Source organism: Rhodoluna sp., assembly GCF_044239955.1.
Lineage (GTDB): Bacteria > Actinomycetota > Actinomycetes > Actinomycetales > Microbacteriaceae > Rhodoluna.
The window spans coordinates 19695-39804 of record NZ_JBIIAL010000006.1; the positions used below are offsets into that span (position 1 = coordinate 19695).

Annotated in this window: 20 protein-coding genes; 5 read left to right on the forward strand and 15 right to left on the reverse strand. The window is 49.4% G+C overall.

Annotated elements, in window-relative coordinates; translation table 11 throughout:
- Positions 1-2 precede the first annotated feature (2 nt).
- Entirely contained in the window at positions 3-1004 is a 1002-nt protein-coding gene (locus tag AC9UFE_RS03500; protein ID WP_509545670.1) for a 4-hydroxy-3-methylbut-2-enyl diphosphate reductase, read from the forward strand.
- Here AC9UFE_RS03500 and AC9UFE_RS03505 read toward each other — a convergent pair.
- The 5 genes from AC9UFE_RS03505 to AC9UFE_RS03525 all read right to left on the reverse strand — a co-directional run bounded on the left by AC9UFE_RS03505 (position 1001) and on the right by AC9UFE_RS03525 (position 5201).
- Positions 1001-1210 carry a toxin-antitoxin system YwqK family antitoxin gene (locus AC9UFE_RS03505; RefSeq protein WP_509545672.1) on the reverse strand — a complete coding sequence of 70 codons (210 nt, stop codon included), beginning with the start codon at positions 1208-1210 and terminating at the stop codon, positions 1001-1003. The genes AC9UFE_RS03500 and AC9UFE_RS03505 overlap by 4 nt on opposite strands.
- Positions 1210-2235, reverse strand: coding sequence for a class II fructose-bisphosphate aldolase (fbaA, locus tag AC9UFE_RS03510; RefSeq protein ID WP_509545674.1), 1026 nt, complete (start codon positions 2233-2235; stop codon positions 1210-1212). Before fbaA ends, AC9UFE_RS03505 begins: the two co-directional genes overlap by 1 nt.
- A gap of 2 nt (positions 2236-2237) precedes the next feature.
- On the reverse strand, positions 2238-3272 hold the full coding sequence (locus AC9UFE_RS03515; protein WP_509545676.1) for a 1-phosphofructokinase family hexose kinase: 1035 nt from the start codon (positions 3270-3272) through the stop codon (positions 2238-2240).
- A 147-nt stretch (positions 3273-3419) separates the two neighbouring features.
- Positions 3420-4628, reverse strand: a complete 1209-nt coding sequence (locus tag AC9UFE_RS03520) for a DNA recombination protein RmuC (RefSeq protein WP_509545678.1) — start codon at positions 4626-4628, stop codon at positions 3420-3422.
- A 9-nt stretch (positions 4629-4637) separates the two neighbouring features.
- Positions 4638-5201 (reverse strand): 3'-5' exonuclease, encoded by a 564-nt coding sequence (locus AC9UFE_RS03525; protein ID WP_509545680.1) that lies wholly within the window; start codon positions 5199-5201, stop codon positions 4638-4640.
- A gap of 44 nt (positions 5202-5245) precedes the next feature.
- Between AC9UFE_RS03525 and ychF the strand changes: the two genes are divergently transcribed.
- Entirely contained in the window at positions 5246-6319 is a 1074-nt protein-coding gene (gene ychF / locus AC9UFE_RS03530) for a redox-regulated ATPase YchF (protein ID WP_509545682.1), read from the forward strand.
- Complete coding sequence (locus tag AC9UFE_RS03535) at positions 6319-6789, forward strand: SRPBCC family protein (RefSeq protein WP_509545684.1); 471 nt, start codon at positions 6319-6321, stop codon at positions 6787-6789. The genes ychF and AC9UFE_RS03535 overlap by 1 nt, the downstream gene beginning before the upstream one ends.
- Here the strand turns inward: AC9UFE_RS03535 and cysE are convergent.
- The 5 genes from cysE to aroA form a co-directional block, all read right to left on the reverse strand.
- Positions 6782-7333, reverse strand: coding sequence for a serine O-acetyltransferase (cysE, locus tag AC9UFE_RS03540; protein WP_509545686.1), 552 nt, complete (start codon positions 7331-7333; stop codon positions 6782-6784). The two genes, AC9UFE_RS03535 and cysE, sit on opposite strands and share 8 nt — an antisense overlap.
- Before the next feature lie 3 nt (positions 7334-7336).
- Positions 7337-8272: a cysteine synthase A gene (gene cysK / locus AC9UFE_RS03545; RefSeq protein WP_509545688.1), complete on the reverse strand. Its 936-nt coding sequence runs from the start codon at positions 8270-8272 to the stop codon at positions 7337-7339.
- Between the two features lie 122 nt (positions 8273-8394).
- Positions 8395-9612 carry an MFS transporter gene (locus AC9UFE_RS03550; RefSeq protein ID WP_509545690.1) on the reverse strand — a complete coding sequence of 406 codons (1218 nt, stop codon included), beginning with the start codon at positions 9610-9612 and terminating at the stop codon, positions 8395-8397.
- Between the two features lie 31 nt (positions 9613-9643).
- A complete protein-coding gene (gene rsgA / locus AC9UFE_RS03555) occupies positions 9644-10657 on the reverse strand; it encodes a ribosome small subunit-dependent GTPase A (RefSeq protein WP_509545692.1) in 1014 nt (337 codons plus the stop codon).
- Complete coding sequence (gene aroA, locus AC9UFE_RS03560; protein ID WP_509545694.1) at positions 10654-11895, reverse strand: 3-phosphoshikimate 1-carboxyvinyltransferase; 1242 nt, start codon at positions 11893-11895, stop codon at positions 10654-10656. Before aroA ends, rsgA begins: the two co-directional genes overlap by 4 nt.
- Positions 11896-12027: 132 nt before the next feature.
- Between aroA and AC9UFE_RS03565 the strand changes: the two genes are divergently transcribed.
- Together AC9UFE_RS03565 and AC9UFE_RS03570 are read left to right on the forward strand one after the other, a co-directional pair.
- Entirely contained in the window at positions 12028-12642 is a 615-nt protein-coding gene (locus tag AC9UFE_RS03565) for a sigma-70 family RNA polymerase sigma factor (protein ID WP_509545696.1), read from the forward strand.
- A complete protein-coding gene (locus AC9UFE_RS03570; protein WP_509524661.1) occupies positions 12642-12881 on the forward strand; it encodes a zf-HC2 domain-containing protein in 240 nt (79 codons plus the stop codon). The genes AC9UFE_RS03565 and AC9UFE_RS03570 overlap by 1 nt, the downstream gene beginning before the upstream one ends.
- A 6-nt stretch (positions 12882-12887) precedes the next feature.
- On the opposite strand, the gene AC9UFE_RS03575 is transcribed toward AC9UFE_RS03570, so the two are convergent.
- The 5 genes from AC9UFE_RS03575 to AC9UFE_RS03595 all read right to left on the reverse strand — a co-directional run bounded on the left by AC9UFE_RS03575 (position 12888) and on the right by AC9UFE_RS03595 (position 20110).
- Positions 12888-13412 carry a HEAT-like fold family protein gene (locus AC9UFE_RS03575; protein WP_509545698.1) on the reverse strand — a complete coding sequence of 175 codons (525 nt, stop codon included), beginning with the start codon at positions 13410-13412 and terminating at the stop codon, positions 12888-12890.
- 36 nt (positions 13413-13448) lie between these two features.
- A complete protein-coding gene (locus tag AC9UFE_RS03580; protein ID WP_509545700.1) occupies positions 13449-14063 on the reverse strand; it encodes a GDSL-type esterase/lipase family protein in 615 nt (204 codons plus the stop codon).
- A gap of 3 nt (positions 14064-14066) precedes the next feature.
- A complete protein-coding gene (locus tag AC9UFE_RS03585; protein WP_509545702.1) occupies positions 14067-17747 on the reverse strand; it encodes a multifunctional oxoglutarate decarboxylase/oxoglutarate dehydrogenase thiamine pyrophosphate-binding subunit/dihydrolipoyllysine-residue succinyltransferase subunit in 3681 nt (1226 codons plus the stop codon).
- A gap of 94 nt (positions 17748-17841) precedes the next feature.
- Positions 17842-18915, reverse strand: a complete 1074-nt coding sequence (locus tag AC9UFE_RS03590; RefSeq protein WP_509545704.1) for an NADH:flavin oxidoreductase/NADH oxidase — start codon at positions 18913-18915, stop codon at positions 17842-17844.
- Positions 18899-20110 (reverse strand): MFS transporter, encoded by a 1212-nt coding sequence (locus AC9UFE_RS03595; protein ID WP_509545706.1) that lies wholly within the window; start codon positions 20108-20110, stop codon positions 18899-18901. Before AC9UFE_RS03595 ends, AC9UFE_RS03590 begins: the two co-directional genes overlap by 17 nt.

Here is a 20110-nt window from a genome sequence, read left to right on the forward strand (position 1 = left end):
CTGTGAACCAAATAAATATTACCCCTTCAAAGCGCGTGCTTTTGGCCGCCCCTAGGGGTTACTGCGCCGGTGTGGACCGTGCCGTTATAGCGGTTGAAAAAGCCTTGGATCACTATGGAGCCCCTGTTTATGTTCGCAAGGAAATCGTTCACAACAAGCACGTTGTTACCGGCCTGGAAAAGCGTGGAGCAATTTTTGTTGACGAGGTTGATGAAGTTCCAGAAGGTTCGACGCTAGTTTTCTCCGCTCACGGGGTATCCCCTGCTGTTGTAAAAGCTTCTGAGGCTCGCGGGCTAAACACAATTGATGCCACCTGTCCGTTGGTTACAAAGGTGCACCGCGAGGTCCAAAGATTTGCTGCTGAAGAGTATGACATTTTGTTGATTGGTCACGAAGGTCACGAAGAAGTAGAAGGTACCGCTGGCGAGGCACCAGATCATGTTCAGCTTGTCGACGGCAAAGCGGGAATTGAAAACGCCAAGGTAAAAGACCCTAAGAAAGTTATTTGGCTTTCACAAACCACCCTTTCAGTCGACGAGACAATGGAAACTGTGCTGAAACTTCGCGAGAAGTTTCCTACTCTTCAGAATCCACCAAGTGATGACATTTGCTACGCAACCCAGAATCGCCAAGTCGCAATCAAGAAGGTTGGATCCGAATCTGACCTAGTTTTGGTTATTGGTTCTGCAAATTCTTCCAACACCGTGCGCCTAGTAGAGGTTGCCTTGGAAGCCGGCGCAAAGGCCGCTTACCGAATCGATTACGCCAGTGAGATCAAAGAAGAATGGTTTGAGGGTGTCGAAACTGTCGGAGTGTCCTCAGGAGCCTCTGCACCCGAAGAACTTGTCGATGAGGTGCTTGAGTACCTGGAGAAGCGTCAATTTGGTAAGCCAACTGAGATCACTACCGCTGAAGAAGATGTTCAGTTCTCACTGCCAAAGGAATTACGTAAGGATTTAAAAGAAGCCGGTCAAGACACTAGTAACAAGGCAAAGCGCTCTTAGGAGCCAAAATCCGTTTCTTTGTGAGGATGACCAGACTGGTCGTAGTTAGCCCAAATTCCAATTTGTTTACCCGAATCAAAGCTCCCAGAACGCATCAGAGTTCCGTCTTTTCTAAAAAACTCCCAATAGCCGTGCATTTCTGACTGTTTGAACTTTCCTTTGTACCTAGGATTTCCGTTTTGGTAAAAAGGGGAGCGCTCGATCATTATGCAGTTGGGGATTTACCAGCTGAACCCAACTGGTTAGCGGCCTGGGCAACTCTGGCAGCCATTGAAGCTTCAGCTAGCTTGCCCCAAGCCCTAGGGTCGTAGGCCTTCTTATTTCCAACTTCGCCGTCCAACTTCAGAACACCGTCGTAGTTTGCAAACATGTGTCCAGCAACCGCGCGAGTGAAAGCGTATTGAGTATCAGTATCGATGTTCATCTTGATAACACCGAAGCTAACTGCGTCTGCGATTTCCTTATCGGTTGATCCGGAACCGCCGTGGAAAACAAGATCAAAAGGTAGGTCCTTGGAGTACTTGGCTCCCACTGCTTTTTGAATTTCATCTAGTAGCTCTGGCTTTAGCTTTACACTCCCAGGCTTATAGCTTCCATGTACATTTCCAAAGGTTAGAGCAGTTAGGTATCTTCCGTTCTCTCCAAGACCTAGTGCTTCGACGGTAGCCATACCGTCTTCTACTGTTGTGAAAAGATCTTTTCCAGATCCACCTTCAACACCGTCTTCTTCGCCACCGACAACTCCAACTTCAATCTCCAGAATTGATCCAACCGCAGTGGTCTTTGCCAGTAGCTCTTTTGCAATTTCTAAGTTCTCAGTAAGCGGAACTGCAGAGCCATCCCACATGTGGGAATTGAAAAGTGGATCAAGGCCGCTCTTCACACGCTCTGCAGAAACTTCCAACAACGGTCGAACGAAGCCGTCCAGATGTCCCTTGGGGCAGTGATCAGTGTGTAACGCAACGGTGATTCCATATCCCTTAGCTGCCTCTCGAATAAAAGCAGCCATTGCCTGAGCACCAATTGCCATGGACTTCACGGTTGAACCAGAGAAGTACTCTGCTCCACCTGTAGAGACCTGCAGGATTCCATCGGACCCGCATTCTTGAAGACCTTGCAAGGCAGCAATCGCGGTAGCGGAAGAGGAAATGTTGATAGCCGGGTAAGCAAACTTCTGGGACTTGGCCCGATCCAACATCGCTAGATAGGCATCAGGGGTTGCTACTGGCATGGCTACTTCTCCTTGTGAATTGCTGGCTCTTTGAGCGGTGCTGCCAGGTCTACATCCTCAGTCAAGAACACCTCAGGCAGATTGTCAATGTGATCCAGGCCACTGGTTGGCTGAGATACCTTCACTGCACCCCACTGAACCGCAGTCATGGCGCCAACCGGGACATTGAACTCCACTCCGAAATCTTTGTCATTTTCGGAAAGTGGGTTGTTTGTTATTGCTGCCAGAAATCCTGCGAGGGTGGCATCGCCTGCACCAACAGTGTTGATTACCTTTACCGGTGCTGTTCTAGTTGCCCAAGCGCGAGATTTAGTAACTGCCAACATGCCATCGGCACCCAATGATGCCAACACGCACTCAACACCGTGCGAGCAAAGTTCCCTTGCTGCATCAATTACGTCGCCGTTTGTCAGCAGGTCTCTGCCAACAGCAGAGGCAAGTTCTTCCGCATTTGGTTTTAGAATTGCAGCTTCACCTTGGCGGACCCAATAGGCAAGTGGGTCACCGCTGGTATCTAATACAACTCGAACACCCAATTTCTCCATTCGTTCAAAAATTGGATGCAGGTCAACAAAGGTTCCAGTTGATTCATCAATTGGCAGTGCGCCAGCAACAACCAACCACTTAGCTTCGTTTTCGATTACGGTTTTCTCGGTTAGCTCAATAACTTGCTGCCACTCTTTAGAACTCAGGGGCTTTGGAGCTTCGTTAACTTTGGTTGTAGTGCCACCGCGCTCAAGAATGGTTGTTGAAACCCGAATGGTGCCATCAATCCAAAGTGGGACAAGAAAATTCTTAGATCCGGTTCGCTCCAAAATTCCCTTTTCAGCGTTTCCAATTGGAACAACCGCAGGGGCCTGAATTCCGGCTAGGCGCAGAGCCCTTGCAACGTTGATACCTTTACCCGCAAGCTCTTCTCCAACAGAGTCAGCTCGGTTCACGGCACCGCTGACAAGGTCGGTAACTGTGTAAGTTCTGTCCAAAGTAGGAGCGGGCGTCAGGGTGACAATTGGTGATTTAGTTGCCATTCCAGACATGCAGTTTCTCCTTGCGGATTCAAATAGTCGAACTAGCTAAGAAGCTGTCGAGCAGGGATTTTGGAGCTGCAAACGTCTTTGTGAGCTTGATTTCGAGTATAGCCAAACCAAACAAAGGGGCCCTTAAGTCACAAATCCCCTTGAAAATCAGTCCTTCTGGAGCTCGCTAGCTGTAATTGAGGTGGGGCCAGCCTCGATGGGGGTCGGGGTAGAAATCTCCTCGGTTCCTAGCTGATTCTCGTCCAGATCGTTGAGTTTTCTTGCTGTCACGAGAACCCTGGTCTCGAGCGAAGACACAAACACGTTGTAGTCCTTCACCGTATTGGTAATCGAGCGACCCAACTTATCGGCGTGCTCGGCAATTTTCCCCACCCGCTCATAGAGCTCTTTTCCGAGCCGAATCATGTTTCTAACCGAACTCTCATCGGCATTTTGACGCCAGATGTAGTTGATGGTTTTTAGAACCGAGAACAAGCTAACCGGCGAGGCTAGCGCAACATTTTTCTTGAAGGCGTATTCCAATAGCGCGGGATCCGCATCCAATGCAGCAGAAAGCAGTGACTCGGAAGGCACAAAAGCAATAACGAAATCAGGGCTGGCGTCTAGTCCAGTCCAATATTCTTTACTTGAAAGTGCATCGATGTGAAGCTTCATGGCTTTTACGTGAGCGGTAATTAAATCCTGTCGCTTTTTGGCATCCTCACCTTCAGCGTGCTCTGAAATAGCAGATGCTTCTTGATAAGAATTAAATGGCACCTTGGAATCAATCGCTAACGATTTTCCACCGGGAAGATTAATTATTAGGTCAGCTCTTCCTGAACCGCTATCGGTCGAAAAAGTTGCTTGCTCGCTAAAGTCGGCGTGCTTGATAAGCCCTGCCAGCTCAACGAGTTTTCGAAGTTGAGTTTCTCCCCAAACGCCTCGAATCGAATTAGAAGAAAGGGCCTGTGATAGCGCCATTGTGGTCTTGCGAAGTTGCTCGTCGGAATTCACAGCGTTTTTTAGCTGTTCTTGAATTGTTCCAAACTGCTCGGTTCGCTCTTTTTCTAGCGAGGCAACCGATAGTTGCATTTGTTCCAGGCGATCTTTTACCGGAGCTAACTCCTTGATGAGTCGGTTTTCTTCGCGGTCTCGCTCATCTCTGGCTACTCGTTCGCGGTTGGCTGTTTCTAACTGGGCGGTGAGGCCGGAAACCGTGGCCTCAGCCGAGGCAAGCTTGATAGCTAGCGAACCGTCACTGCCTGACCCTTTCGAGCGAAGCATGGCAATAAGCACACCAATAACTAGCCCCACGGCCAAACCAATACCCAAGTAAATAAGTTCCATGCTTAGAACTATGCCATTAGCCAGGGACAATCCGGGCCACTAGAGCGCTCCAAGCCGAACCTTGGTTATCTCAAGTAGTGCTGGGAGATCTTCAACTCCGTGCCTCCCGGCAGCGTGAATGACAATTCGGGCACAAGCGTCACTATCGGCCAGCGCGTTATGGTGCTCAAACTCTTCGTGGCCTATGGCGTAAGCAACAGCATTTAGCCGGTAGCTTTCGAGGTTGTAGGTCTTTCTGGCAATCTTTAGTGAGCAGCCATAGCGAAGCTTCGGAAGCTCCTGATTGATTGCTTTTGCGCTAGCTACCAAAACCCCCATGTCAAATGAGGCGTTATGGGCAACTAGTAGATCCTCATCGATGAATTGCAGCATTTGCTCAATAACTTCTGAGTAGTTTGGAGCATCTTGGACCATCTCGGGGGTAATGCCGTGAACCCCAATGTTTCCTTCACTAAACCAGTCGTGGGGAACTGGGGGTCGAAACAGGAGCTCTAAAGTTTCTACCGGCTTAGAGTCACGAACTCGAATAAGCCCTACGGCACATGGACTCGCAGGCGAGCCGTTAGCGGTCTCAAAATCGATTGCTGTGAAATCTAGTGGCATAGAAGTAGTCTGTCACTTACTAACCACGGGTAGAGTGGTATCCCGTGGCTCTAACAATCGGAATCGTGGGACTACCCAATGTGGGCAAGTCGACTCTTTTCAACGCACTCACCAAAAACAACGTGCTGGCAGCCAACTACCCTTTTGCCACCATTGAACCTAACGTGGGAGTTGTAAACCTCCCAGACGAAAGACTTGCCAAACTAGCAGAGCTTTTTAGCAGTGAGAAGATTCTCTCGGCTCCAGTATCTTTTGTTGACATCGCAGGAATCGTAAAGGGAGCCTCCGTAGGTGAAGGTCTTGGAAACCAGTTCCTTGCCAACATTCGAGAAGCTGACGCCATTGCCCAGGTCGTTCGGGGATTTTCTGACTCAGATGTAATCCACGTCGATGGCAAGGTCGAGCCTTCAAGTGATATCGAAACCATCAACACCGAATTGATGCTCGCGGACCTGCAGACTCTAGAAAAGGCAAGACCGCGCATTGAAAAGGAAATCAAGGGAAAAAAAGCTGAGCCGGAAGCCTTGGTAGCAATCGATCAGGCGCTCGCCGAACTAAATGCCGGCAACCCGCTTTCCAAGACAAAAGTTGATCTCTCACCAATCAAGGAGCTGGGCTTACTAACCGCCAAGCCAACCATTTACGTCTTCAATGTTGATGAGGCTGTTCTTACCGATGCCGCGAAAAAAAAGGCAATGGCAGATCTTGTTGCACCAGCGGAGGCCGTTTTCCTAGATGCCAAAGTCGAGTCCGAGCTAATTGATTTGGAGAAATCTGAAGCAGCCGAGCTGCTTGCTTCTTTGGGTCAAGACGAGTCGGGTCTTGATCAGCTGGCTCGAATTGGATTTAGAACCCTTGGGCTTCAGACTTATCTGACGGCAGGACCAAAAGAAGCTAGAGCCTGGACTATCAAGCAGGGCTGGAGTGCCCCGCAGGCTGCGGGAGTAATCCACACCGACTTCCAAAAAGGATTTATCAAGGCAGAAATCGTTTCATTCGATGACCTGGTTGCTAACGGATCCATGGCTGAGGCCAAAGCCAAAGGCAAGGTCCGCATGGAGGGTAAGGAATACATCATGCAAGACGGTGATGTGGTGGAGTTTAGATTCAACGTCTAATGAAAACTCCGCTCTATTTCGTCGAACGTGAATATCCAGTAGATCTGGCAAGGCTTTGGAAAGCCTGGGTAGAAGCTGATCAGTTGCAGCAGTGGTACAGCCCACAAGTTCTAGAAGTCGTGCCTGAGTCTGCAACAAGCGAAGCTGTAGTCGGCGGAACATGGGCTATCGCAATAGATGTATCTGTGAATGGATTCAATGCTTACTTTTGGGGCAAGTACACAGAAGTGAAGTTTCAAGAAAAACTTGTCCACACCATGTTTTACTCCCAAGACGAGCTTGAGTTTAACTTGCGCGGTGACGACCAGCCCCACCACGTAGTCGAAATTGATTTTGAAGCTAGAGGCAATAAGTCTTGGGTTAGATTTTCTCAGTTTGGCCAAATGGGTGCCGAAGAAGCAGAAGCTGCCAAAGATGGAATGGAAAGCTACCTAGATAACCTAAAAGATCACTTAACTTCTTTTAGATAACGTATTCGTCGGACACCCAGTGTCCTGAGATGGCTTCTTTCTTACTTAGAACCCTGCCAGTTTCCCCAACAACAGTTGAAACAGCTGGGACATTTTTAGTCACGACCGTATTGGCTCCGATGTAGGAGTTGTCACCAACTGTGATGCGTCCAATAACTTTGGCTCCCGCACCGATAACAACATGTGAGCCAATAATTGGGTGGCGATCAACGGCTGAGTTTTCCTTACCGCCAAGGGTTACCCCGTGGTAAATCAGGACATCGTCGCCAATAATCGAGGTTTCCCCAATTACGACACCCATACCGTGATCAATCACGAATCTGCGGCCAATTGTGGCGCCTGGGTGGATCTCAATCCCGGTAAGGAACTTGGCCCAGTTGGAGAACATCCTGGCTGGGATTCGAAGCTTTAGTTTCCAGATCTTGTTGGCGACGCGGTGCATCCAAATGGCGTGCAAACCAGGAGAGGTTAGAAAAAGCTCTAACTTACTCGAGGTTGCCGGATCGCGATCGATACCTGCTTGCAGATCTTCTTTAATGGACAAGTTTTACTTTTCTTCCTTTAGATCGGCATACAAGACAGTAGATAGGTAGCGCTCACCGAAGGAAGGAATGATAACTACAACTTTCTTACCCTTGAACTCCGCGCGCTTAGCGACCTGAGCTGCTGCCCAAAGTGCTGCTCCAGAGGAGATTCCAGCAAGAATTCCTTCCTCTGTTCCAGCACGCCTTGCATACTTGATGGCTTCTTCACTTGGCACATCAATCACTTCGTCGTATACATTGCGGTCAAGAATCGGTGGAATGAAGTTTGCTCCGATTCCCTGCAGGGGATGCGATCCAGCAACACCGCCGGTTAGAAGTGGGGATGCGGCAGGCTCAACCGCGAAAACTTTGATGTTTGGGTTTAGTTCTTTTAGCCTTTGACCGGTTCCAGTAATTGTTCCACCGGTTCCAACTCCAGAAACCAGGGCGGCAACTTCACCGTCGGTGTCATTCCAGATTTCCATCGCGGTAGTCTTGCGGTGAATTTCTGGATTTGCTTCGTTTTCAAACTGCCGAACTAGAACAGCTCCGGTTTCTTTACCGATCTCTTCTGATTTACTAACCGCACCAGTCATACCTTCGGTTGCAGGGGTAAGTATCAAGGTTGCACCAAAAGCGCGAAGAAGAGTTCTTCGCTCTAGGCTCACAGATTCTGGCATGGTCAAAATGGCTTTGTAACCTCGGGCTGCGGCAACCATCGCAATCGCAATTCCAGTGTTACCACTCGTTGCCTCAACAATGGTGTCACCTGGCTTTAGTTGACCTGAGCGCTCAGCGGCATCAATGATCGCGATACCTAGGCGGTCCTTCACGGTGGAGGTTGGGTTGTAAAACTCAAGCTTCGCTAGGACTTCGGCTCCTGCGCCATCCATGATTTTGTTGAGGCGAACCAAGGGAGTGTTTCCAAATACCTGGGTTATGTCGTCATAGATCTTCAAGAGCCTTACCTTTCGTTTGTCTTATTGGCAACAGACAGGGTCAACCAGCAAAGCCGGCAACTTATGCCCAGTAATGGCAGAAATTTTCCCGCCAGATCATGGGAATTTTAGCCTTGCAAAGCCTAGCTGCTTCGCTCTAGCTCTTGATCAATAGTGTTTTGCCTTGCTATGACCCGCCCGGCCAAAATGGCTGGAATGGCGGTCAGGAATAGAAACCAAAGCGAGCTGGTCCAATTGCCAGTTAGCTCGTGCAGCACACCAAGAACCAGAGGCCCAAGGGCTGCAGCTAGGTAGCCAAAACCTTGGGCAAACCCCGAGATTCTAAGAAGCGTCTCTTGGGATCTGGATCGAATGTTGAAAAGGGCCAAGTTCAAAGGAAACAGAATCGGCCCAAGACCAATTAGCACTACCCAAATCCAAGACAGGTTTCCCGGTAAGAAAATCAGCCCTGCGTAACCGGTAAAAAACAAGACTCCACTCAGGTAAATAAGCGGTGCTTGATTTGGAAATCTAACCGCAAGCCGTGGCATCAAGAGTGCAGCGGGCATTCCCATACCGGCATAGACCGACAAAAGTATTCCAGCCTCTAGTGGAGTGGAGCCAGACTCGTCAATAAGAACCTGCGGAAGCCAAGCAAAGGCGGCGTAGCCATTTAGGGAAGACACCGCGAAGATTATGACCATTGAAACAGCCGTTGGAGATTTCCAAATCTTTATGTGTCGAACGCTAACCGGAATAGAAAGTGTCTGGGTAACTACCGGCTCTTCAATTTTGTTGGAGCGCAAAGCAAAGATCCAAGGGACCATGGCTATCGCTCCAACGATTGCCCACTGACCCAAAGACAACCTCCAACCAAACTCCTGCGCTACCGGAACAGCAATGAGTGGTGGGGTAAGAGCGCTAATGGAAACAATAGTTAGATAAAGAGCGGTCATCGAACCGATTCGATCAGGGAAGTACTTTCTCACCACAACCGGCAATAAAACATTTCCCATGCCCATTCCAACAATGGCAACAAATGTTCCAACGCTAAGAAGCGACCAGTCCCCAGAAATAGCCCGAACCAGGTTTCCAAGAACAATTACTAGAAGAAGCACGACCAAAGCAGCTTCCAAGCCAATTCGCCTAGTAAGCATTGGTGCCAATAGGCCACTTAGCGCAAAGCCAAGTGGCGGGAGCATTCCCAAAAACGACACCGCCAAGGTCGAAAGCTCAAGGTCCTCGCGAATGAAGGGGATTATCGGAGACAGCGAGGAAACCACGGTGCGAAGGTTTAGCGCGACAAGTAGAAGGCCCACAAGGGCAAGGACCCTGCCGTGCAGAGGCTTAATTTTGGGCAAGAGGCTTACTTCTCCAGATAGGGGTGAATTACTAACTTAGCGAAGTCATTAGCCTTCGAAGAGAATCCACTCGGCTGGCGCCTTGCGGGCCAAGTGCTTCTTCGGCAACTGCTTCATCAAGGGCGCAATCAGGGGAGTCAATCAGGTGAGTACACCCTCTTGGACAGGAGGCAATAGTTTCCCAAAGATCCTCGAATGACCGAAGTAAGTTTTTGGGGTCGATATGCCCAAGTCCAAAAGATCGAATTCCCGGGGTGTCAATAATCCAGCCATCTTCAAGCGCCAATGCTCGAACCGAAGTCGAAGTTTGGCGACCGCGACCGGTAACAGCGTTGACAACTCCAACTGCGCGATTTGCATCAGGAGAAAGTACGTTTACCAAAGTTGATTTACCAACACCGGAGTGCCCCACCAGCACAGTTGTTTCGCTTGCTAATAGGTCAGCTATTTCGCTTAATTGAAAGCTGTCTGATCGGGTTCTAATAATTGGAATGCTTAGCCCTTGGAAGTTTTCTAGAAATTCAGTTGGATCAGCAAGGTCAGTTTTTGTGACACAAATTATTGGCTTCAGCCCAGCATCATATGCAGCCGCCAGATAACGATCTACCAATCTGGTTCTTGGCTCTGGATTGGCAGCAGCAATGACAATCATCAGCTGAGTCGCATTGGCGACAATTACCCTTTCAACCTGATCCGAATCATCGGCACTTCTTCTAAGCAAAGTTGTTCTGGGTTCTATTCGAACAATTCTAGAAAGAGCACCGTCGTCTGATGAAGTATCTCCCGCGAGGGAAACGATGTCTCCTACTGCCGGTCCGTTGTTTCTAAGTTCCTTGGCCAGGGTCGCGTTCACCTGGTAGTTACCTTCTTGGAGTAGCACCTGATAGCGATTTTTATCAATCCCAATTAGCATCCCCAGGGCTGCACCGGAGTGATCGGGTCTTATCTTGGTTCTTGGCTTGTTGCCTTTGGGGTTAGGTCGGGCCTTGAAATCAGACTCGTCTAAGTCGTGAGCCCCTGGCTCGGGTTCATAAAGCCAACTCAACTGGCCGCTCCCAGCATCTTTCCCCAAAGTGATTCAAAACCAGGCATGGTTTTGGAAGTTACCGAGATGTCCTCAATTTCAATCCCTGGAACTCGAAGCCCAATGATGGCGCCGGCGGTTGCCATCCGGTGATCGCCGTAAGTTCTCCAAAGTCCACCTCGAAGCCCCGAAGGCTCAATTGTTAGCCCGTCTTCAGTTTCTATTGCTTGGCCCCCAATGGAGTTAATCTCATCGACAAGTGCCTTGAGCCGATTGGATTCGTGACCTCGAAGGTGAGCTACACCAGTAATTACCGATTTAGATTTTGCGAGCGCTGCCAATGCTGCAATAACAGGAGTCAGCTCCCCTGCAGAAGATAAATCAATTTCAATGCCGCTAATTTGACCAGTTCCAGAAACGCTCATCCCGGTTCCTGTGCGAGAGACTTGTCCACCCATAAGAGTCAGCAATTGAATAAAGTCATTGCCAACCTGGGTTGTACTTTCTGGCCAGTTTTCTATTGCTACCGTTCCGCCGACTACTAGTGCAGCTGCCATAAAGGGACCAGCATTTGATAGGTCTGGTTCAATTTCAACAGTGCGGCCAGAGATTTCTCCTGGCTCAACGCGCCATGAAGAGTTGCTCAGTTTGGTAACTACAACTCCTCGCTTAGCAAGGGTGTCAATAGTCATTTCTATGTGCGGCATCGAAGGAAGTGTCTTTCCAACGTGATTCAAGGTAAGTCCATTTTTGAATCTGGTAGCTACCAGTAGCAGCCCTGAAACAAACTGCGAAGACTCTGAGGCGTCGAGAGACACTTCTCCACCCAATACTTCACCGGTGCCATGAATCGTAAATGGCAAACCAGATCCAGATACTTCAACACCTAGGGAACGTAGTGAGTCAACGGTAGTTCTCATTGGCCTTGATCTTGCGGCAAGATCTCCGTCAAAAGAAACCTCACCTTTTGCAAGGGCTGCAACCGGAGGAACAAAACGCATAACTGTTCCAGCCAACCCACAATCAATCTGCGCTGGGCCTGAAATTGGCTTTGGAGTGATTCGTAGCGAATTCGGGGTTGATTCAATTTCGGACCCCAGCTGCTTGAGAGCTTCGATCATGAGACTGGAGTCTCTTGATTCCAGGGGGTTCAGGATCTCGCTTGGGCCCGAGGCCAGGGCTGAAAGAACCAGCTCACGGTTATTTAGGGATTTAGAGCCTGGGATGCTGACCTTGGCCGAGATTGCTGATTTCGCCAATGGCGCGGCCCATGGGCGGGAATAGCTTTTGTCAGTCATTGGTTTTAAAAGTATCAGTTATGAACCGATAGGACCTAGGCCATGGTTACCACCAGCTTTTGCGAGGAGGCTCAATTGGTAGACTCTGAGGCTATGGCCAGCTCAAAAAACACAGACTCAGAGCTGAAAATCAAAGACTTTGAGCAGCAGGCCCTGCCTCTTATGGCCCAGCTATACGGTGCCGCCTTGCGCTGGACTAGAAACCCCTCCGACGCTGAAGATCTAGTTCAAGAGGCCATGGCCAAAGCTTTCGTTGCTTGGGGTCAGTATCAGCAAGGCACTAACTTAAAAGCTTGGCTTTATCGAATCATGACCAACACCCACATCAATCGATACAACAAGCAGCAAAAGGACCCCTCTCGCGGTGGCTTAGATGACTTGGAAGATTGGCAACTTGGAGACGCGGAATCAATAACCGCTACCACCACACGCTCGGCTGAACTGGAAGCACTAGATCACCTTCCAGCTGACATCATTCGAAACAGCCTGATGGCAATTCCAGAAGAGTTTCGCATGGTGGTTTACTACGCGGTTGTGGATGGCCTACCCTATTCCGAGATCGCGGAAATCATGGGCACTCCCGTCGGCACGGTAATGAGTCGACTGCACCGCGGCAAAAAACTTCTTCGTATACTTCTTGCCGAATACGCTATCGAGCAAGGATACTTATCACCAGACAAGCAAGCGCAAAAAACGGAGCAGAGCTAATGGCGGAATTTGACTGTGAAGAGACCAAAGCACTGGTCCATGAGTATCTGCACAACGAATTGCTGCCCGATCAGCAAAAAGACATAACAACTCACTTAGCGCTCTGCGATTCCTGCGAGGAAGAGTATGACCTTGAGGTTTACCTAAACCAAGTTATTCAGCGCTCATGCGATGAAGAGCCGCCAAAGAAACTTGCTGAAAAAGTCCTAGCGAGAATTAAGGATATTCAATCCCATTAGCTTTGGCTAAAGTGCGATATCTAACTGCTTAGCAATTTTCTTGCAGCGATTCTGGATAGATTTCGCACCAGTCTTATTCGCTTTTCTCAGACGCGGGATAAAGTCCTGCAGCAGAGTCTCGTCCAGTTCTGCAAAGTCGGCAGCTGTTTGAAGACAGTAATAGCCAACAATTTTGCTTTTATCGGTTTCCGCCCAGTCCATAAACACCTCATAGGTCTTTCTTCTTTGACCCTTAGTTAGCTGAATGTGTGTGAACAGTTGCGGGATGTGCCAACGAACTTCCTGCTGGGTGTAACGGCCCAAGTTACTAATCAGATCTTTGGCAAAGGGGGTAACTGACTCAGGGGATTGCTCTGCAACCCGCATTGCCACATAGCTTGCTCGCATGGCAACGACCGGATCGTCATCGAGAAAGAGGTCGTAAACCTCAGTCAGTCCCGATGGGGATTTCAAGATTGTTTTGATTACTTGGTCCGCTGAACCAATAGAGGTTCTTGTTCCACCAGTTAGCTTCTGTCGAATTACAGACATAAAAACCCTTTCAGTTTCCTAGAAACTAAATTAGTTTTATTCTTCACCCTCTTCAAGACCTAACCACTGGTACCAGCCGCGGTTCAAAACTAGCCAAGCCATTAATCCATAGCCTGTTTGCCCAGGCATGTTTCTAGCTGATGCTTCCAGTTCTAGGTTGTAGCCCTCGTGATCTACCAGTGGGTGAAAAAAGTCAACGAATGTGACACCTCTTCTGCTGCAGACGTCTTCATAGCCGGTGGCCAGATGCTCAATCTCATAATTCAGCGCTTTGTTGAAACTTGGGGGAGGGCCAACTACAAAAACCGAAATCTCGCTTCTGCGAGCTTCATCAACCACTGTCGCAAGATTCAGTCTCGATCTAGAAACCGAAATCCCTTCGCTGGCGTCGGAATTACCAAGAGCTATCACCAAGCGGTTGTCGGTTTCTGGTCTGAAGCGACGTTGAACCTCTTGACTCCAGCGCTCCACCAATGATGCGCTGGTTTCACCAGGTGAAGGCACGTTATAGATGTCAATAATTGGGTCTTCTACCGGCGTCCTGGCAATAACCCTGCCAACCCAACCCATGGCTTTGACGTCTCCGATTGCGGTTGTCGTCTCATCGCCAAGAATGACGATGCGAGTGTCTAACCGCTCGGTGTTTTCCATTTTCTAGAAAGCTAGAGCCCTGGTTATTAGATCTGCTTGCTCAACGGCATGACGCTTGGCTGAACCGGTGGCAGGAGAAGCGCTGGCTGGACGAGACACAAGGGTTGCGACCTGCCCGTTCATATACTTCGGTAAGAACAGACCCACGTAGGTCCAAGGTCCCTGGTTAGCTGGCTCGTCCTGGACCCAGAACAATTCAGCATTTGGATACTGAGCGTAAGTTGCTTTAATCTCGTCTACCGGAGTTGGGTAGAGCTGCTCGATACGGACAACGGCAATTTTCTTCTCGCCTCGCTTTTCGATCTCAGCCATGAGGTCCCAGTACACCTTGCCGGAACAAAGAATAACTCTGCGAACTGCAGCGTTATCTAGACCCTGCTGGTCTGGAATAACTGGCTGGAAAGTTCCTTGAGTAAATTCCTGCACCGAAGACGATGCCGACTTCAATCGCAACATGGACTTAGGTGTGAAAACAACCAGAGGTCTTCTAGGCCTGGTGTAAGCCTGACGGCGAAGCAGGTGGAAGTGCGACGCTGGAGTGCTCGGTTGAGCAACAGTCATATTGTTCTCCGCACAAAGCTGCAAGAATCTTTCAATGCGAGCAGAGGAGTGATCTGGCCCCTGCCCTTCGTAGCCATGCGGCAACAAGAGAACCAAGCTTGACTGTTGGTTCCATTTTTGCTCAGCAGAAGAAATGAATTCATCCACGATAGTTTGAGCTCCGTTTACAAAGTCACCAAACTGGGCCTCCCAAAGAACAAGGGCATCCTTGTTTTCAATCGAGTAACCATATTCAAAGCCCATCGCAGCGTATTCGCTCAACAAGGAGTCGTAAATCCAAAACTTAGCTTGACCTTGACGTAGGTTGCGAAGTGGAATCCATTCCTGTCCATTTACGCGGTCGTGGAACACCGCGTGACGCTGAACGAAAGTTCCTCGCCTGGTGTCTTGACCCGCCATTCGTACCGGCACGCCATCCATAACCAGGGAACCCAGGGCAAGCAATTCTCCAAAGCCCCAGTCGATACCACCTTCGCGGCTCATTTCTACTCGCTTGGTCAAAAGCTGCTGAAGCTTGGGGTGAACGGTAAAGCCCGGAGGAGTGTTGTTATGAGCGTCTCCGATGACTTGGATGACATCCTGGGACACGGCGGTTGGCCGCAGTAACTCCGGAGCATCGCTGGCGGTAGTTCCGATACCAACTCTTCGTGGGATCAGTTCAATTGGAGCAGCCATAGCTTCGTGAACATCAACGAAAGCCTTTTCTAGGCGCTGCTGGAAGTCAGAGTTGGCAGCCTCAAATTCGCCTTGAGTTAGGTCCCCCCGACCAACAAGAGATTCTAGATATAGCGTTCTAACAGATCGCTTGGCCTCAATCAGGTTGTACATCAGAGGCTGGGTCATCGAAGGATCGTCTCCCTCGTTGTGTCCCCTGCGGCGGTAGCAGATGAGGTCAATAACGACATCGTTTTTGAACTCCATGCGGAACTCGAATGCTAGTTTCGCTACGCGAACCACTGCCTCTGGATCGTCACCGTTTACGTGGAAAATCGGAGCTTGGATAGCTTTGGCAGAGTCGGTGGAGTAAACAGTTGAGCGAGACTCCGAAGGAGGAGTGGTGAAACCAACTTGGTTATTAATCACCAAGTGAATGGTTCCACCGGTTTTGTATCCGCGAAGCTGTGCCATGTTCAAAGTTTCTGGAACCACACCTTGGCCCGCAAATGCCGCGTCACCATGAATCAAAACTGGAATGACAGGAAACTCTCCCTTTTGAATAGTGTTTAGTCGATCCAGCTTCGCTCGAACCACACCTTCAAGAACTGGGTTGACGGCTTCAAGGTGAGATGGGTTTGCAGCAAGGGATACTTTTACCTTGTTGCCTTCGAGGCTTTCGAAAACACCCTCAGTGCCTAAGTGGTACTTCACATCTCCCGAACCCTGAACGGTTTTGGTGTCGGTGTTTCCTTCAAACTCTTTGAAAACTTGACCGTAAGTTTTTCCAGCGATGTTGGTTAGCACGTTCAGACGACCACGGTGCGCCATTCCAATGCAGACCTCATCGATGGCAGCATTTGCAGCTGACTGGAGAATTTCATCTAACGCAGCGATGGTGCTTTCGCCACCTTCAAGGCTGAAGCGCTTTTGTCCCACGAACTTGGTTTGCAAGAATGTCTCAAAAGCTTCTGCTTCGTTTAGCTTGCTAAGAATTCGAAGCTGCTCTTCACGGGTTGGCTTGGCGTAGGAAGTTTCCAATTTCTCTTGGAACCATTTGCGCTGAGCTGGGTCTTGGATGTGCATGTATTCCACACCAACTGTTCGACAGTAGGAATCGCGAAGGATCTTGAGAATGTCCCTAAATGGAGCCTTCTGATTGCCACTGAATCCACCGGTTCGGAAAGTGCGGTCTAGATCCCAGAGGCTTAGCCCGTGGTTTAGAACATCTAGGTCAGGGTGGGTGCGCTGGCGGTATTCCAGTGGGTCGGTGTCAGCCATCAGGTGACCGCGAACTCGGTAAGCGTTGATTAGCTCCTGGATTCTGGTGGACTTCTCACGATCATCTAGCCCATCACGATCAAAATCTGGAACCCAACGCACTGGCTCATATGGAATACGAAGGTCAGCAAAAATCTGATCGTAGAAACCTTCCTCGCCCAACAACAAGCCGTGAACAATCTTGAGGAACTCTCCGCTACCAGCGCCTTGAATTACGCGGTGATCATAAGTGGAAGTAAGAGTGATGGTTTTGCTGATTCCAATTTTTGCAAGCTGAGCATCACTCATTCCTTGGAATTCAGCTGGGTAATCGAGTGCACCAGCACCAACAATGCAACCTTGATTCTTGGTGAGCCTTGGGACCGAATGTACAGTTCCAATACCACCTGGATTGGTAAGCGAAATAGTGGTTCCCTGGAAATCTCCCGCAGTCAAGGTGTTCAATCTCGCGCGGGTAACTAGGTCTTCATATGCTGTGAGGAACTCAGCAAAGTTCAATCTCTGAGCACGTTTGATATTTGGAACTAGCAGCGCTCTGGTGCCATCAGGTTTTGGGATGTCGATTGCCAGACCAAAGTTTACGTTCGCTGGTTGAACGACAACAGGTTTCTCGTCAACGATGTCGTAGTAGACATTCTGGGAAGGGAATTTCTTTAGAGCCTGAATGATTGCAAAACCGATTATGTGGGTGAAGGAAATCTTTCCGCCCCTGGTGCGAGAAAGATGCGAATTGATAACAAGTCGATTGTCAATCATTAGCTTTGCAGGCAAAGTTCGAACGCTTGTTGCGGTTGGAACCTGAAGGGACAGATCCATATTGGTTGCAATGGTTTTTGCCATTCCCTTGAGTGGAGAAACCACATCTTGCTCTTGCTCGGCAGAATCTTGAGCGACGATGTTTATGGATTCGGTTACTGGCGCCTGGGCTGGGATTGGCTGTGGCTTCGCTTCGACAGCAGTTGTCTTTGCAACTACGGGAATTGAAGAGGTGGCGTTAGAGACTTGCGGGGGAGTTGCTGGCGCATAAGCCAATGGGGCTGCTGGTGATGCTTCGGAGGGCTTGTAGCTTTCAAGAATGGGCCACCATTCTTTGTCTACAGAGTCAGGATTTTGACGATATTTTTGATACATTTCGTCGACTAACCACGAGTTGGCTCCGTAGTCGTCTTGCAATCCTTCACCGGACACAGAAAGAACTCCCTAGTTTGTTGGGTTGAATGACACCTATATCTTACGCGCTCAAGAGCTCGAGAAACGAGGCGGGACAAGCGTTAGCTAGAGCCTAAGCGGGCCACTTACCTCTGGAGTACTGCTCAGGCCACTGGACTTCGGCTCCCAATTCGGCTGCTGCTCGAAGCGGCCAATAGGGATCTCTAAGAGAAGCCCTGGCAATCAAAACCACATCTACTTTTCCTGATTGCAAAATCTGTTCTGCTTGGTGAGCATCTGTAATCTGGCCAACTGCGCTTACAGGTTCAGAAATTCGATCCGCAACATACTCAGCAAGTGGCACCTGGTAACCAGGTCCAGAAGGAATCTTTACACCCGTAATGATTCCACCACTTGAAACATCTATTAGGTCTACCCCTGCTTGAGTTGCCCAACTTGAAACTGTTGCCGTTTGTTCTTCATCCCAGCCACCTTCGGCGTAGTCAGTTGCAGAAAGTCTTAGAAAAACTGGCATAGTTTCAGGAACTGATTTTCTGATTGAGGCGATAACTTCCATAAGCATGCGTGCCCGATTTTCAAGAGATCCTCCATACTCATCGTCACGATCGTTACTTAGTGGAGATAGGAACTGATGCAAAAGGTAGCCGTGCGCACCGTGAATCTCCACAGCATCAAAACCTGCCTGAACTGAACGCTTCGCCGCTTTGCCAAACGCGTCAACTAACTTAACAATTTCTGACACGCTAATTTTTCTCGGAGCGGCATAATCTCCAAACGCTTGATTGGTCGATGAGATAGTCTCCCAGCCGCCTTCGGCAACTGAGATTGATCCCACTCCAGAGGACTCGCGGTGAGTAGAAGCTTTGCGACCAGCGTGGGCTAGTTGCATGGCCATCTTGGCTCCATGGCTATGAGATAGCTCAACAATTTTCTTCCAGGCCTTAGTTTGCTCGTCGTTCCAGATTCCGGTGCACCAAGGGGTAATTCTTCCCTCCGGAGCAACTGCCGATGCCTCGACGATGATTAGGCCAGCACCGCCGATAGCTCTAGAAGTGAGGTGCACCTCCTGCCAACTTCCAGGGATACCATCTTTGTTCTCACAGGAGTACTGACACATCGGGGAGATCCAGATTCGGTTTTTGACATCGAGGTCACGAATTCGGATTGATTCAAAGAGCTTTGGCATTTAGGTTCCTTCTTTCAATCAACAGCGTACCCAGTGCGGTGAACAACCCCAGCGCTACACCGAGCCCAAGGGCGATGTTGAGCGGAACAATTATGGTTAGGAAGCCGATAATTGCCGGTCCCGCTAAAACACCTGCATACGTGATTCCAACCACCTTGGACATGTTTCTGCCGGTGTGTGATTTCTCGCCAACCTCGGCGGAGTAAGCAAACAGCTGCGGCACCACTCCTGCGATACCAATACCTGCAATCAACCAACCAAGCAGTGCAACCGGGGAAGAGGTGGAAACAACAACAAGGCTCGTTCCAACTGCAGACACCAGTGAGCCGTATCTAATTACAAAAATGCGACCTCGAATCGCAACCAGCTTGTCAATCACTAATCTGGTAATTCCCATTGCTCCAGCAAACACCGCAAGAGCAAGCGAGGCATAAGCATCGGTTGTTTCTAGAATTCTTGCGTGGTGCAAGGCAGACCAGTCAATACCGGTACCTTCAGCAATGGCTGCAGCTCCGGCCATCGCTCCAAGAAATAACACGTACCCAAGAACTTTTCTGTTTTCCGTATTACCAGCTTTGAGTTTCTGTTTCTCTGCGATCTTTTCTTCGCGGGTTGCTTCAGAAACAAGCTTCTGGCTTGGATTATCAGGAAGCAACCAACCTCTCATAGAAACCGCAACAATTAAAGTTCCTATTGCAGCCAGAGTGAGTGTGGTCTGCATTTCAAAATTGTTTGCTAAAGCAAGTCCACCCAGAGTTGCACCCAGCAGACCACCCAGTGACCACATCGCGTGAAAAGCGGAAAAGATCGGGCGTTTGTAAGCCTTCTCAACTTCAACAGCGTGAGCGTTCATAGCTACATCGGTAGCTCCAATACCCAATCCCAAAACAAACAACGCCAAACCCAGAGTCAACGTGTCGCTTGCAAGTCCTGGAAGCAGCATCATTAGCCCCATAACAAGCGCTGCTAGGAATGTTGCTGTTTTAGAACCGACCCGATCAATGAAGTGCCCAACAAGTTGACTGGCCGTCAGAGCTCCAGCGCCAAGAACAAGAAGTAAGGCACCAATAGTGGAGTGCGAGATCTCCAGCTTGTTTTCCACGTAGGGAATGTGCACAGCCCAGAAAGTCATCGCGGATCCCGCAATGGTGAAGTAAGCAAAAACTGCAAACCGTGCTTTTTGCAGACTCGTCAT